This is a genomic window from Pleomorphomonas diazotrophica, assembly GCF_002844595.1.
Lineage (GTDB): Bacteria > Pseudomonadota > Alphaproteobacteria > Rhizobiales > Pleomorphomonadaceae > Pleomorphomonas > Pleomorphomonas diazotrophica.
Genome location: NZ_PJNW01000014.1, coordinates 140,038 through 153,483, shown reverse-complemented (window position 1 = coordinate 153,483; position 13,446 = coordinate 140,038). Strand labels below are relative to the sequence as shown.

Annotated in this window: 11 protein-coding genes; 6 read left to right on the top strand and 5 right to left on the bottom strand. The window is 67.1% G+C overall.

What is annotated here, in order from left to right:
- Nucleotides 1-270 precede the first annotated feature (270 nt).
- On the bottom strand, nucleotides 271-3,387 hold the full coding sequence (putA, locus tag CXZ10_RS16690) for a bifunctional proline dehydrogenase/L-glutamate gamma-semialdehyde dehydrogenase PutA (protein ID WP_101290490.1): 3,117 nt from the start codon (nucleotides 3,385-3,387) through the stop codon (nucleotides 271-273).
- Nucleotides 3,388-3,559: 172 nt separating this feature from the next.
- Between putA and CXZ10_RS16685 the strand changes: the two genes are divergently transcribed.
- Together CXZ10_RS16685 and CXZ10_RS16680 are read left to right on the top strand one after the other, a co-directional pair.
- A complete protein-coding gene (locus CXZ10_RS16685; protein WP_210199950.1) occupies nucleotides 3,560-4,063 on the top strand; it encodes an Lrp/AsnC ligand binding domain-containing protein in 504 nt (167 codons plus the stop codon).
- A gap of 75 nt (nucleotides 4,064-4,138) precedes the next feature.
- Nucleotides 4,139-5,077 (top strand): polyprenyl synthetase family protein, encoded by a 939-nt coding sequence (locus CXZ10_RS16680; protein WP_101290489.1) that lies wholly within the window; start codon nucleotides 4,139-4,141, stop codon nucleotides 5,075-5,077.
- A gap of 63 nt (nucleotides 5,078-5,140) precedes the next feature.
- On the opposite strand, the gene ispG is transcribed toward CXZ10_RS16680, so the two are convergent.
- Both ispG and CXZ10_RS16670 read right to left on the bottom strand, forming a co-directional pair.
- A complete protein-coding gene (gene ispG, locus CXZ10_RS16675; RefSeq protein WP_101290488.1) occupies nucleotides 5,141-6,397 on the bottom strand; it encodes a flavodoxin-dependent (E)-4-hydroxy-3-methylbut-2-enyl-diphosphate synthase in 1,257 nt (418 codons plus the stop codon).
- 7 nt (nucleotides 6,398-6,404) lie between these two features.
- Nucleotides 6,405-6,926, bottom strand: a complete 522-nt coding sequence (locus CXZ10_RS16670; RefSeq protein ID WP_244617128.1) for a Fur family transcriptional regulator — start codon at nucleotides 6,924-6,926, stop codon at nucleotides 6,405-6,407.
- 104 nt (nucleotides 6,927-7,030) lie between these two features.
- On the opposite strand from CXZ10_RS16670, the gene CXZ10_RS16665 reads away from it, so the two are divergent.
- Complete coding sequence (locus CXZ10_RS16665; protein WP_101290486.1) at nucleotides 7,031-7,888, top strand: SDR family NAD(P)-dependent oxidoreductase; 858 nt, start codon at nucleotides 7,031-7,033, stop codon at nucleotides 7,886-7,888.
- 175 nt (nucleotides 7,889-8,063) lie between these two features.
- On the top strand, nucleotides 8,064-8,621 hold the full coding sequence (locus CXZ10_RS16660; RefSeq protein WP_101290485.1) for an HNH endonuclease: 558 nt from the start codon (nucleotides 8,064-8,066) through the stop codon (nucleotides 8,619-8,621).
- Between the two features lie 13 nt (nucleotides 8,622-8,634).
- Here the strand turns inward: CXZ10_RS16660 and CXZ10_RS16655 are convergent, their stop codons facing one another.
- The gene (locus CXZ10_RS16655; protein WP_101290484.1) at nucleotides 8,635-10,770 is read right to left on the bottom strand and encodes a putative bifunctional diguanylate cyclase/phosphodiesterase; all 2,136 of its coding nucleotides are present in this window, start codon (nucleotides 10,768-10,770) and stop codon (nucleotides 8,635-8,637) included.
- 147 nt (nucleotides 10,771-10,917) lie between these two features.
- Between CXZ10_RS16655 and yddG the strand changes: the two genes are divergently transcribed.
- Nucleotides 10,918-11,817, top strand: a complete 900-nt coding sequence (gene yddG / locus CXZ10_RS16650; protein ID WP_101290483.1) for an aromatic amino acid exporter YddG — start codon at nucleotides 10,918-10,920, stop codon at nucleotides 11,815-11,817.
- Here yddG and gloB read toward each other — a convergent pair.
- Entirely contained in the window at nucleotides 11,810-12,580 is a 771-nt protein-coding gene (gene gloB / locus CXZ10_RS16645) for a hydroxyacylglutathione hydrolase (RefSeq protein WP_101290482.1), read from the bottom strand. The genes yddG and gloB overlap by 8 nt on opposite strands.
- 107 nt (nucleotides 12,581-12,687) lie before the next feature.
- Between gloB and CXZ10_RS16640 the strand changes: the two genes are divergently transcribed.
- Nucleotides 12,688-13,446 carry a class I SAM-dependent methyltransferase gene (locus CXZ10_RS16640; RefSeq protein ID WP_101290481.1) on the top strand — a complete coding sequence of 253 codons (759 nt, stop codon included), beginning with the start codon at nucleotides 12,688-12,690 and terminating at the stop codon, nucleotides 13,444-13,446.

Below are 13,446 nucleotides of genomic sequence, written 5' to 3'. Positions count from 1 at the left end.
GAGAAAAACAGCAAGTGCCCGCTTTTTATACGGCGATGCTTCAATTTTGACATGGCGCGAATTAAGGCAGCGTGAGACCTTTGACTTGTGAGCGCTGCTTCGTCGGTCTTCCGTCTGGATCTTCCTCCTGATCCACCGTGGCACTCCAGCTTTCCTCCCAGAACTCAGGCCGGTAACCCCGGCCTGTTTTTTTGTTCGGTTGCAGTTGGCAACAAAGGAAAGGCCGAGGATCGCTCCCCGGCCCATCCCGCCCCCTTGTCTCTTGTTCGTTCAGTCGTCACCCATGGCGACCAGCGTCGCATTGCCGCCGGCCGCCGCCGTGTTGATCGACACCACCTGTTCCAGCGCGAAGCGGGTGAGATAGTTGGGTCCGCCCGCCTTGGGACCGGTGCCGGAAAGCCCCGAACCACCGAAGGGCTGCGAACCGACCACCGCGCCAATCATGTTGCGATTGACGTAGACGTTGCCGACCGGCAGACGCTCGACGATGCGCTTCACCGTCGCCTCGATGCGCGAGTGGATGCCGAGCGTCAGGCCGTAGCCGCTCGCCGCGATGCTCTCGATGATCCTGTCGAGATCCTTCGCCTTGTAGCGGACGACATGCAGCACCGGGCCGAACACCTCGCGATCGAGCGCCTCGGCGTCCGGCAGTTCGATGATCACCGGCGGGAAATAGGTACCGCCCGCCAAGGTGTCTCCGGGCGCCTCGCCCGAGAACAGCACGCCGCCCTTGCCCTGCCAGGCCGCCACGTGAATGGCGAGCTTCTCGGTCTGCTCGCGATCGATGATCGGGCCCAGGTCGGTGTCCGGGCGGCGCGGGTCACCGACCTTGAGCTCGGCTGCCGCGCCCTTGATGAGGCCGATCATGTGGTCCGCGACATCCTCCTGCACGAACAGCAGCCTGAGCGCCGAGCAGCGCTGGCCGGCCGAACGGAAGGCCGAGGTGATGACGTCGTCGGTCACCTGCTCGCCGAGCGCCGTGGCATCAACGATCATGGCGTTGAGGCCGCCGGTCTCGGCGATCAGCGGCACGATCGGCCCGCGCTTGGCGGCAAGCGTCCGGTTGATGGCGAAGGCGGTGTCGGTCGACCCGGTAAAGGCGACACCGGCAATGCGCGGATCGGCGGTGAGCGCCGCGCCGGCCGTGCCGTCGCCAACCAGAAGGGCGAGCGCCGAGGCCGGCACGCCGGCCTCGTGCAGCAGCCGCACCGCCATGGCGCCGACAAGCGGCGTCTGCTCGGCGGGTTTTGCCACCACCGTATTGCCGGCGGCCAGCGCTGCCGCCGTCTGGCCCATGAAGATGGCCAGCGGGAAGTTCCAAGGAGCGATGGCCGCGAAGACGCCGCGTCCCCGATAGGTCAGACGGTTTTCCTCGCCGGTCGGGCCGGGCATGGCGACCGGCGCCCCGAACAGCCGCCGCGCCTCGGCGGCGTAATAGCGGCAGAAGTCGACGGCCTCGCGCACTTCGGCGATACCGTCGGCCAGCGTCTTGCCGGCTTCCAGCGCCAACACGGCCAGGAAGGCCGGCAGCCGCTCCTCGAGAATGTCAGCCGCCCGCTCGAGCACGCTCGCCCGGGTCTCCGCCAGCGTCTCGGACCATGGACGGAAGCCGGCCGCCATTGCGGCGACAGCCTTGCTTGCCGTCTCCGCATCGGCGTCAATGACCCGGCCGATTTCCGTCTTGCCATCGATCGGCGACAGGAGGATACGCGACGCGCCCTTCACGTCCACGCCGTCGATGATCGAGGCGGCGGTGCCGAAGTTGCTGCCCGCCATCGAAATGGCAGTCAACAGTGGCTCAAGCACCTGCTCGTCGGCAAGCTCCAACCCGCGCGAGTTGCGGCGAGAGCCGAAGAGATCGGCAGGCAGCGGAATACGGGCGTGACGGGCGCGGTCGCCGCCATCCAGAACGTCGGCGGGACGTTTCAGCAAGGTCGAGATCTCCACTTTGGCATCGCCGACGGCGGCGACGAAGGATGAGTTGGCACCATTTTCCAGAAGACGGCGGACGAGATAGGCGAGCAAATCCTTGTGGCCGCCGACCGGCGCGTAGATGCGACAGGGCTGGCCGTCCTTCTCGGTGACCTCGCGATAGAGCGTGTCTCCCATGCCATGCAGCCGCTGGAACTCGAAATGCCTGTTGGTGCCGGCGATCTCCGACACCTCGGCCACGGTCAACGCGTTGTGCGTCGCGAACTGCGGATAGAGGCGCGGCCGGGCTCTGAGCAGCTTGTCTGCGCAGACGAGATAGGACAGATCGGTCGACGCCTTGCGAGTGAACAGCGGATAGTCGGCAAGGCCGCGCTCCTGCCCGCGCTTCATCTCGGTGTCCCAATAGGCGCCCTTGACGAGGCGGACCATGAAGCGACGGTTGAGGCTTTCGGCGAGCTCGATCAGATAGTCGATCACCGCCGGCGCCCGCTTCTGATAGGCCTGCACCGCAAGGCCGAAGCCATCCCAGCCGGCGAGCGACGGATCGCCGGCCACGGCGGCAATGACGTCGAGCGACAGCTTGAGGCGGTCCGCCTCCTCGGCATCGACGGTCAGGTTGAGGTCATAGGCCTTGGCCGCCCGCGACAACTCCAGCAGCTTTGGCACCAGTTCGGTCACCACCCGTTCGGCGTTCAGCGCCTCGTAGCGCGGATGCAGGGCGGAGAGCTTGACAGAAATGCCCGGCCGGGCCGGCAGCGCCTCGGAACCTGCCGACCGGCCGATCGCTTCGATCGCCCTGGCGTAATCGGCGAAGTAACGCTCGGCATCGACCGCCGTGCGGGCGCCCTCTCCCAGCATGTCGTAGGAATGGCGATAGCCCTTGCCGGCAAGGCTTCTGGCGCGCGACAGCGCCGCCTCGATCGAGGTGCCCAGCACGAACTGGTGGCCCATGATCTTCATGGCCTGACGCGTTGCGGCGCGCACCGCCGGCATGCCCAGGCGCTTGACGAGACCGGTGACGACATTCTCCGGCGTCTCGCCCGGTTGCAGCACGCGCGTCGTCACGCCCAGCGCCCAGCCGGAGGCGGCCACCAGCCAGGGATCCTCCCCCTTGCCGTGGAAGCCGAAGGCGGCGGAGGCCAGCTTGTCCTCGATCAGCTTGTCGGCAGTGGCGCCATCGGGCACGCGCAGCAGCGCCTCGGCCATCACCATGATGGCAAGCCCCTCACGCGTCGTCAGCGAATAGGCTTTCAGGAAGTCCTCGACGCCGCCGATCGCCGACTTGCCGTCGCGAATGGCGGCAATGAGACGGCTGGCATGCGCATCGACCCGCGCTCGCCCCTCGGCATCCTCGGGCCGCGCTGCCAGAAGGCGGCGGACCACCGCCGTCTCATCCTCTGCATAGGGCGGCGAAAAGCGCGGAGCCCTGAGGGGCTCGGAAAGAACTGCAGACATCTGATCTCCGGAAGATTGCCGCCTTTCGGAGGCGGCTTCTGTTTATAATCCTCAGGATAGCAGTAGGCTTTCAGTGACACTCTCCTTATTGACGTATAGAATCGGGACTAATCGCGGAATGAACCGTTTGTTTCCGTGAATCTTCCGGATGGACCTGTCTTGGAGGCTTGGAATGGCAGCAGCAGGGGGTGACCGTTCCTATCACGGCAGGGATATTCCCGGCCTCGATCGCATCGACCGCCGGATTCTCGCCGCACTTCAGGAAGACGGGCGGATCACCAATCTGGAACTTGCCGAGAAGATCGGCATGTCTGCGACAGCGACCGCCGAACGCGTCAAACGACTGTCGCGCGATGGCTTCATTCTCGGTTATACGGCGCGCCTCGATCCGCTGCATCTCCAGCGCGGCCTGCTGGTCTTCGTCGAGATCAAGCTCGACCGCATGAACCCGGAGGTGTTCACCACCTTTGCGGCGGCGGTGAAGAAGGCGCCCGAGGTGCTGGAGTGCCACCTGATCGCCGGCGGCTTCGACTATCTCGTCAAGGCGCGCGTTCGCGACATGGAGGCCTATCGCGAGTTCCTGTCCGAGGTGCTGATGACGCTGCCCGGTGTGCGTGAGACCCACACCTATCCGGTGATGGAAGAGGTCAAGAACACCACCATGCTGCCGGTGTGACGCACTTTCGGCGCCTTGACCGGGCAGCGGGGCCGGCGCTACCACAGCGGCGGCCCTCGTCCGTTCGGAGTCTCGATGACCGCCGCCCCGCACGTCCGTCTTGAAACCGCCCTGTCCGATTTCGCCGCCGCGCTCGAGGCGGGGCTCGCGGCGCGTCTTAACGCGACTCCACGCCCCGGCGAAATCGCCCGGCCCGCCCGCCTGCTCGCCGCCATGCGGCACGCCGTGCTTGCCGGCGGCAAGCGGTTGAGGCCCTTTCTGCTCACCGAAGTCGCCCGGCTTCTCAACCCCGGCCTGACGGTTGATGCGCTAATGCCGGCATCGGCGGCCATCGAGTGCTTGCACTGTTACTCGCTGGTCCACGACGACCTGCCGGCTATGGACGACGACGCGCTTCGCCGCGGCCGTCCCACCGTCCATGTCGCCTTTGACGAGGCGACGGCAATCCTGGTGGGTGACGGCCTCCTGACGCTAGCCTTCGACCTTCTCGCCGATCCCGCCTGCCACGCCGACCCGGCGGTACGGGCGGCGCTGGTGCTCGACCTCGCCCGCGCCGGCGGCCTCGGCGGCATGGTCGGCGGCCAGATGCTCGACCTTGCGGCGGAAGGCCGTTTCGGCGATGGCGCGCGCCCCGACGAAGCCGAGATTCGCAAGCTGCAGGCGATGAAGACCGGCGCGCTGATCCGCGCCGCCACGGTGATGGGCGCCCGGCTCGGCGGCGGCAGTGACGACGTGCTGCATCGCTTCGGCCGGTTCGGCGATGTCCTTGGCCTTGCCTTCCAGCTTGCCGACGACCTGCTCGACGTCACGGCCACTGAGAGCGAAATGGGCAAGGCCGTCGCCAAGGACGCCGCCCACGGCAAGGGGACGCTGGTCGCGCGCCTCGGCATCGACGCCGTGCGCGCCGAACTGGATAGGCTCGTCGCCGAGGCGACAGAGCTGCTTTCCCCCTGGGGCGCTCGCTCCGCGACGCTTGCGGCCGCCGCCCGTTTCGTCGCCGAACGGAGGCGTTAAGCATCCGCCCGAAAAGTTGCAGACTTTTCGGATAAGCGGATGCGCCCAACCAAAATGACCCGATTACTCCGCCGCCGGCTTGCGGTTGGCGCCGTCGCCGAACCGTTGCTCGATATAGTCCAGCACCAGCGCCTGGAAGTCGCGAGCGATGGTCGGGCCGCGCAGTGTGGCCGCCTTCTGCCCGTCGATGAACACCGGCGCTGCCGGGTTCTCGCCAGTGCCCGGCAGGGAGATGCCGATGTCCGCGTGCTTGGACTCGCCGGGGCCATTGACGATGCAGCCCATCACCGCCACCTGCAGCGCCTCGACGCCCGGATAGCGCTGCCGCCACTCCGGCATGGCATCGCGGATCTGGTCCTGGATGGTCTTGGCCAGCTCCTGGAACACCGTCGAGGTGGTGCGGCCGCAGCCGGGGCAGGCGGCAACGATCGGCACGAAGCTGCGGAAGCCCATGACCTGCAACAGCTCCTGCGCCACCATCACCTCGCGGGTACGGTCGCCACCCGGCTCCGGCGTCAACGACACGCGGATGGTGTCGCCGATGCCATTCTGCAGGAGATAGCCCATCGAAGCCGATGAGGCGACGATGCCCTTGCTGCCCATGCCGGCCTCGGTGAGACCGAGATGCAGCGCATAATCGCCGCGCGACGCCAGCTCGCCATAGACGGCGATGAGGTCCTGTACCTGGCTGACCTTGGCCGACAGCACGATGCGATCGCGCGGCAGGCCGATCTCCTCGGCGCGGGCGGCCGACAGCAGCGCCGACTGCACCATGGCCTCGCGCATCACCTCCTGCGCCGTCATCGGCGAGCCCTTGGCCTTGTTCTCGTCCATCAGCCGCGTTGCCAGTTCCTGGTCGAGCGAGCCCCAGTTGACGCCGATCCGCACCGCCTTGCCGTGCCGGGCGGCGATCTCGACGATATCGCTGAAATGGCGGTCGCGCTTGGCGCGGACGCCGACGTTGCCGGGATTGATGCGGTATTTGGCGAGCGCCTCGGCGCAGCCCGGGAACTCGGCGAGCAACCGATGACCGATGAAGTGGAAGTCGCCGATCAGCGGCACGTCGACGCCGACCCGGTCGAGCCGCTCGCGAATGCGTGGCACGGCGGCGGCGCTCTCGTCACGGTCGACGGTGATGCGAACGAGTTCCGAGCCGGCCCGGGCGAGCGCCATCACCTGCGCCACGGTGGCGTCGACATCGGCGGTGTCGGTGTTTGTCATCGACTGGACGACCACCGGCGCGCTGCCGCCGATCGTCACCTTGCCGACGGCGACGGGAACCGAGCGGCGGCGCGGCGCCGGACCGAAGGAACTGAGCATGCAATCCTCAACTGTGACTGTGCGAGTGGACGTGATGATGCTGGCCGGCCGATCGACAGGCGGCGCAGAGGCCGCGCACTTCCAGCACCGAGGCCGACGGCGCAAAACCTTCGGCCGCCGCGATGCCGGCCAACAGTCCGCCGAGTTCGGCCGGCTCGGCCTCGGTCGCCGAGCCGCAACCCTCGCAGAGCAGGAACACCAGGGGCGCCTCCGGGCCGGACGCTGCATGGCCGTGTTCGTCGATGCAGGCAAGGAAGGCGTTGCGGCTCTCGATGCGGTGGGCAAAACGGTGGGCAACCAGGAAATCCAGGGCGCGGTAAACCGAGATGGGGCTGGGACGGCGCGCCTTTTCGGCGATCCGGTCCATGATCTCGTAGGCCGACACCGGCGCATGGCTCTCCAGCATCGCCTCAAGCACCTGACGACGCTGTTCGGTGAGCCGCAGGCCCTCGTCGCGGCAGCGCTCCTCGGCGCGCGCCACGGCACGGCTGCGGCAAACCTGATGATCGTGGTCGGAATCGTCGAGCAAGGTTCTCTCCAAGCGCCCGCCCCAGTATATAGTCGGCCCTGCCGTCCGGAGAAAGACTGATTGTCGCGCTGGACGCACCCCATCCTTCCGTGCCGAGGCCCACCATGCGCTTTCCCGCCGTCGACCGCAGCATCCTGATCACCGGTGCCTCCTCGGGCATCGGCCTTGCCGCCGCCACCATCATGGCCGGGCGCGGCTGGCGGGTGTTCGCGACGGTCCGCCGCGAGGAGGATCGGCAGAGGCTCGCGACCATCGCCGGCGTGACCCCGCTTTTCATGGACTATGCCGACCCCGCCTCGATCGCCGCCACCGCCGACGCTGTGCTCGAGGCGACTGGCGGACGGCTCGGCGCCCTCTACAACAACGGCGCCTACGGTCAACCCGGTGCGCTGGAGGACCTCTCCACCGAGGTGCTGCGCCACGTGTTCGAGGTCAACGTGCTCGGCTGGCACGACCTCACGCGCCGACTGATCCCAGCCATGCGCCGGGCGGGCGCCGGGCGCATCGTCATGTGCTCGTCCGTTCTCGGCTTCCTGTCGATGCCCTACCGGGGCGCCTACAACGCTTCCAAGCACGCCATCGAAGGCCTTGCCGACAGCTGGCGGTTGGAACTGATCGATGCCGGCATCCACGTGGCCACCATCCAACCAGGGCCGATTGCCACCAACTTCTCGTCGACGGCGATGAGGAAGTTCCACGACAATGTCGATGTCGAGGGCTCCGCCAACGCAGAAGGCTACCGCCAGCGCCTCGCCGACATGCGCCGGCCGCCGGAAGCCTCATTCTTCCGCAAGCCGCCCGAGGCCGTGGTGGACTGCCTTGTCCATGCCTGCGAATCAGACCGGCCGCGCCCCTACTACCGCGTGACCTGGCTCACCAAGGGGGCGGCGGTCGTCAAGCACCTCCTGCCGGCATCCTGGTTCGTCGCCTTGCTGCACCGTGCCGCCAAGGCCGGCAATTGATGAGCCGAGGCAAAGATTTGGACGGCCGCCGGCTTCGCAGCCCTCGATCGCCACACCATTCGTGAAACGGGCGGAAAACCTCCGCTTCCGGCTTCACATCAGCGACATCATCAGCGTAGAGTATCCCTTGCGTGGGGTGGGATCGGATGCCCGCCTCGGTGAAGGAGAGCGTGAGGTGACGATCGCCGTCTCGCCGGACGCACACCCGGCGCTGGTGTTGAATGCGGACTACCGCCCCCTGAGCTATTTCCCCTTGTCGCTTTGGTCCTGGCAGGATGCGATCAAGGCGGTCTTCCTCGACCGGGTGAACATCGTCTCAGAATATGACGTGCTGGTGCGCAGCCCCAGCTTCGAGTTTCACCTGCCCTCGGTCGTTTCGCTGAAGACCTTCGTCAAGCCGTCGCGCCAGCCGGCTTTCACCCGCTTCAACGTCTTCCTGCGCGACCGCTTCCAGTGCCAGTATTGCGGCAGCCACGAGGATCTGACCTTCGACCACCTGATCCCGCGGTCCAAGGGCGGCCAGACCACCTGGGAGAACGTGGTCGCCGCCTGTTCGCCCTGCAATCTCAGGAAGGCCGACAAAACGGTGTCGGAAGTGGGCATGACGCTGACCGGCAAGCCCTTTGCGCCCACCGTCCACGACCTTCACAACAACGGCCGGCTGTTCCCGCCCAACCATCTGCATGAAAGCTGGCTGGACTTTCTCTACTGGGACGTCGAACTCGATCCGTGAGGCTCGCGAGGCATCAGGCCAGCAGCTGTTCGGCCGCCTGCCGCTCGCGGGAGATCCGGCGCAGGATTTCCGAGCGTACGGTCGGCGCGCCGAAGTAATAGCCCTGCAACTCGTGGCAACCGGCCCGTTTCAGCGCCTCGGCCTCCTCGGCCATCTCGATGCCTTCGGCCGTCACCTCGGCACCGAGCGTTTCAGCGAGCGCCACCGCAGCCTGCACGAGGCTTTGTGACGCCGGATCGCGAATGACGTCGATCACCACCGAGCGATCGATCTTCACCTTGTCGAAGGCGAACCGGCGCAGGTAGGCCACCGACGAGAAGCCCGTACCGAAATCGTCGAGCGCCACCGACACGCCGAGCGCATGCAGCGCCTCGACGCTACAGCGTGCCCGCTCAGGCTCGGATGCCAGGAAGCTCTCGGTGATGTCGATTTCCAGCCGTTCCGGCGCCATGCCCGCCGCCTTGAGGATGGTCCCGAGCATATCTGGAAAGCCGGGATTGCGGAACTGCGCGGCAAAGACGTTGACGACCATCTTGAGATCACCGAACCCCTTGGCATCTCGCGCGACGCGGCGCAACACATAGGTGCCGATCAGGTCGCTCATACCCGCTTCTTCGGCAACAGCCAGGAAAACCGCCGGGCTGACCGGGCCGGCCGGACGAATCCAGCGGACCAACGCTTCGACGGCCAAGATGCCACCCGTCCTGGCCGACACGACCGGTTGGTAATGGACCTGAAGGACGTCGTTGGCCACCGCCTCGCGCAGTTCGGCGGCCAATGTCGCCCGCGCCTGCCGGTCGGCATCCATGCCAGCGTCATAGAGGTCGACGCGGTTCTTGCCGCCGGCCTTGGCGACATACATGGCGACATCGGCCCGGCGCACCAACTCGCCCGGGGTCAGTTTGCCCTCGATATCGCCAGCAACGCCCACCGAGCAGCCGACCTTCACCGGCCTGCCGTCGAAGTCGAAAGCCTCGTCGAGGAAATCGACGAAACTCTCCCCAAGAGCCCGGGCACGCGCGACCGCCTGTGCTCCCTCGATCACCACGGCGAACTCGTCCCCGCCGAGACGAGCCAGTACGGCTTCGCCGCCGACCAGCGTGCGGAATCCGGCCGCCGCGGCCCGGATCAGCCGGTCGCCGACGTCGTGGCCATAGGTGTCGTTCACCTCCTTGAAGCCATCGAGGTCGGCGAACAACACGGCGATCGGCTGACCTGGGCTGGCATAAGCGGCAGCAAGACGTTGGTTGAAGGAGGCACGGTTCGGCAGGCCCGACAACGGATCGTGGCTGGCCGCGTGGCGAGCTGCCGTTTCATCGTGGCGCAGGCCGCTCATCATCTTCCAGATGGTGACGACGAGGACGCCCATCACCACGAACAGCAGCAGAAGGACGGCGAGCACCGGCAAGCGCGCCCGTTCCATCGCCTCGGTGCCGGATACCCGTGGATCCCAGCCGATGAAGCCGAGAAGGGCGCCCGCCGCGGAGACCAGCGGCACGGCATCGGCCTCGACCGGCGCCGGGCCAAAGGTCAGGTGCTTCACGCCGAGCGCCTTGGCAATGGCCATGAACTCCGTTCCGGTCATCGGCCGTCCGACCAGAAGAAAGTGCGGAGCGCCGGCCGACACATCGCCGGTGCGCGGCTCGGTCTCGCGCAACCCGGCCATCAGCGGCCCAAGGCGCGACTGGACGAAGCCGGACGCCGGCAGGTGCGGGTGCTGCCGTGCCTCCGCGACAAGGACGGCAACATCCGTCCGGCTGATGCCTATGGCATCGATCCCGGCCGCCCGCCCCTTGTGGTAGGCGCGGATCGGCGCCCCCTCCGCATCGACGATCAACAGCGTATCGAAAACATGGTTGCTGCCAGCGGGGAGGTGCAGCTCGTCACCGACCTGGGCGGCGTTGACCTCGTCGAGCGCCGTGCCGTTCCAGGCAGCAAACTCGCTGACGGCGAGGCTCATCCGGGCAAGTGCCTCGTCCTTCAGCACCTCGACCACCCGCCCGATGCCTTGCCGGTCGATATCGTTTACCTCGGTCGCCATGCGCGCCATGGCCAGGTTGACCACCGCCGCAGCGGCGATCGCTGTCAGCATGGTCGGAACGACCACCCCGAAGACAAATTCCATCCAGCGGCGATTGGCGAAAAACAAGGCAACGATCCGTCGGTTCTATCTTGCGCAGACTAGCGCGATACCGTTAAAGGCTCGCAAACTCGTCTGGCATCCTCAGGGAAAATACAGATCCGGTATTGCCCTTCCGCCGAGGGCGACCACGAAATCTCCGGGCACAGGTGATTCATGCCGAGCCGCACGCGCGCCACCCTGATCGGTCTCACCGCCATTCTCATGTGGTCGATGCTCGGCGTGTTCACCGGCGGGTCGGGGGCCGTGCCGCCCTTCCTGCTCAACGCCCTCTGCTTCGGCCTGTCCGGCTCGCTCGCCACGATCTGGCTGATCGCCAGGGGGCGTGCCGGCGTGTTGAGGCAGCCTTTCAAGGTATGGGTGGTCGGCACGCTCGGCCTGTTCGGCTATCACGCGCTCTATTTCACGGCTCTGCGCACGGCGCCGCTGGTCGAGGCCGGCCTCATCAACTACCTCTGGCCGCTGCTGATCGTGCTGTTCTCCGGTTTCCTGCCGGGCGAACGCCTGCGGCCGCACCACCTTGCCGGCGTGATCCTCGGCTTTTCCGGTGCGGCGCTTCTGGTGACGGCCGGCCGGTCGCTGACGCTGGACGGCGGCTACGCCTTCGGCTACCTCGCGGCTTTCCTGGCCGCCGTGGTCTGGGCCGGTTACTCGGTGGTCTCGAGGCGCTTTGGTGGCGTCCCCTCGGAAGCAGTCGCCGGTTTTTGCCTTGCCACCGCTCTCCTCAGCCTCGTCTGCCACCTGGCTTTCGAGCAAACGGTTCTGCCGGCTGCCCCGCTCGAATGGTTGATGGTGCTGCTGCTCGGCGCCTTCCCGGTCGGGCTCGCCTTTTTCGTCTGGGACCATGGGGTCAAGCACGGGGATATCCAGCTCATCGGCACCGCCGCCTATGCAACGCCGGTGCTGTCGACCCTGCTGCTGACGCTCACCGGCTACGGCACGCTCGGCTGGACAACGGTGGTGGCCTGCGCCCTCGTCACTCTCGGCGCCGTCGTCGTCGCCTGGGATGCGCTGCCCTTCCGCCGCCGCGCTGCGGCCAGCAAAGCCCTCACCTGAAATCGTCTTTCCGGCGCCGCAGTTCGGCGAACACCTCGACCGCCGGTCGGCCCGACAGGCCCAACCTCTCGGCGAGCCGAGGATCGCCGGCCCTCAGGAACGGGTTGGTGAGCAACTCCCGCTTGAGCGTCACCGGTACCGTTGGCTGCCCTTCGGCACGCAGCGCCGCCACCTCAGTGAGCCGCTCGGCCAAGGCCGCGTTGTCGGGGTCGACGGTCAGCGCGAAACGGCCGTTCGACGCGGTGTATTCGTGCCCCGGGCAGATGGCGGTATCCGGGGGCAACGCAGCGAGGCGGATCAGCGCATCCCACATCTCCGCGGCGCTGCCCTCGAACAATCGGCCGCAGCCGAGCGAAAACAGCGTGTCGCCGGAGAACAGCGCCCGCGCCGCCGGTGCGTGGTAGACGATGTGGCCCCGGGTGTGTCCGGGGGTGGCAATCACCCGAAAATCGAGCGGACCGACGGAAAAGGCTTCGCCATCGCTCACGGACCGGTCGAGCGGCGGCAGGCGATGGGCATCGGCGGCAGCGCCGACAAGCTGCGCCCCGGTACGCTCGACGATTTCGGCCGCGCCCTCGATATGGTCGCCATGGTGATGGGTCAGGAGCAGGGCGTCGAGCCGCCCGCCGGATGCCTCGACGGCTGCAAGGATGGGCGCCGCCTCCGGCGCATCGACAACCACGACCGAGCCGCTGTCCTCGTCGCGAAGAAGATAGGCATAGTTGTCGCTGAGACAGGCGATGACATCGATCTTCGGGACCATCTTTAGCCTCCTTTACCGCCCTCGCGAAAAAAGGCAGCGCCCGCCATTGCGGTAGCGGCACAGTCGATCAATATGGCGGAAAGGGCAAGGGCGCCCAGGAGCCGCGCATGTTTCTCGACGTCGTCGACCTCAGGGACTTTTATTCGAGCGACCTCGGCCGCGTCATCCGCCCCATCCTCTCCGACCACTTCCGCAAGATTTGGCCGAGCGTCTCCGGTGATCGCCTGGCCGGGCTCGGCTTTGCGACGCCCTATCTCGCCCCGTTCCGCGACGAAGCCGACCGCACGCTGGCGCTGATGCCGGCCGCGCAGGGCGCCGTCAACTGGCCGGCCGGCGGCCCCTCCGCCTCGGCGCTCGTCTGCGACGACATGCTCCCCCTGCCCGACGCCTCGATCGACCGGTTGTTGATCGTCCACGCCCTGGAAATGGCCAACGACCCGGCGGAACTTCTCAAGGAAGCCTGGAGGGTGCTGTCGCCGGGCGGGCGGGTGCTGGCCGTCGTGCCCAACCGGCGCGGCCTTTGGGCGCGCGTCGATACCTCGCCTTTCGGTTACGGCCGACCCTTCTCGCGCGGCCAGATCACCAAGCTCTTGCGCGAGACGTCGTTCTCGCCGACTGCCTGGGACGAAGCGCTCTACGTGATGCCGGTGCCGCGCCGGCACTTCATGCACGCCAGCGCCCGCTGGGAGGCGATCGGCTCGCGCCTATGGCCGGCCTTTGCCGGTGTCATTCTGGTGGAGGCCGCCAAGCACCTGCACCAGGGCGTGCCGGTGATCCGACGCGTCCGCTCGCCGGCCATCCGCCCGGTCTTGCTCCCCTCGCCGGCCGGCCTGCCGAGCCCGCACCGCACAGGCCCGGTTGCCTGA

Bases quoted from the DNA above. Each gene is read 5' to 3' on its own strand.
- gloB (WP_101290482.1), bottom strand. From the start codon at position 12,580: ATGGTCCCGAAGATCGATGTCATCGCCTGTCTCAGCGACAACTATGCC.
- CXZ10_RS16685 (WP_210199950.1), top strand. From the start codon at position 3,560: ATGGCAGCAGCAGGGGGTGACCGTTCCTATCACGGCAGGGATATTCCC.
- CXZ10_RS16680 (WP_101290489.1), top strand. From the start codon at position 4,139: ATGACCGCCGCCCCGCACGTCCGTCTTGAAACCGCCCTGTCCGATTTC.
- putA (WP_101290490.1), bottom strand. From the start codon at position 3,387: ATGTCTGCAGTTCTTTCCGAGCCCCTCAGGGCTCCGCGCTTTTCGCCG.
- CXZ10_RS16640 (WP_101290481.1), top strand. From the start codon at position 12,688: ATGTTTCTCGACGTCGTCGACCTCAGGGACTTTTATTCGAGCGACCTC.
- yddG (WP_101290483.1), top strand. From the start codon at position 10,918: ATGCCGAGCCGCACGCGCGCCACCCTGATCGGTCTCACCGCCATTCTC.
- ispG (WP_101290488.1), bottom strand. From the start codon at position 6,397: ATGCTCAGTTCCTTCGGTCCGGCGCCGCGCCGCCGCTCGGTTCCCGTC.
- CXZ10_RS16665 (WP_101290486.1), top strand. From the start codon at position 7,031: ATGCGCTTTCCCGCCGTCGACCGCAGCATCCTGATCACCGGTGCCTCC.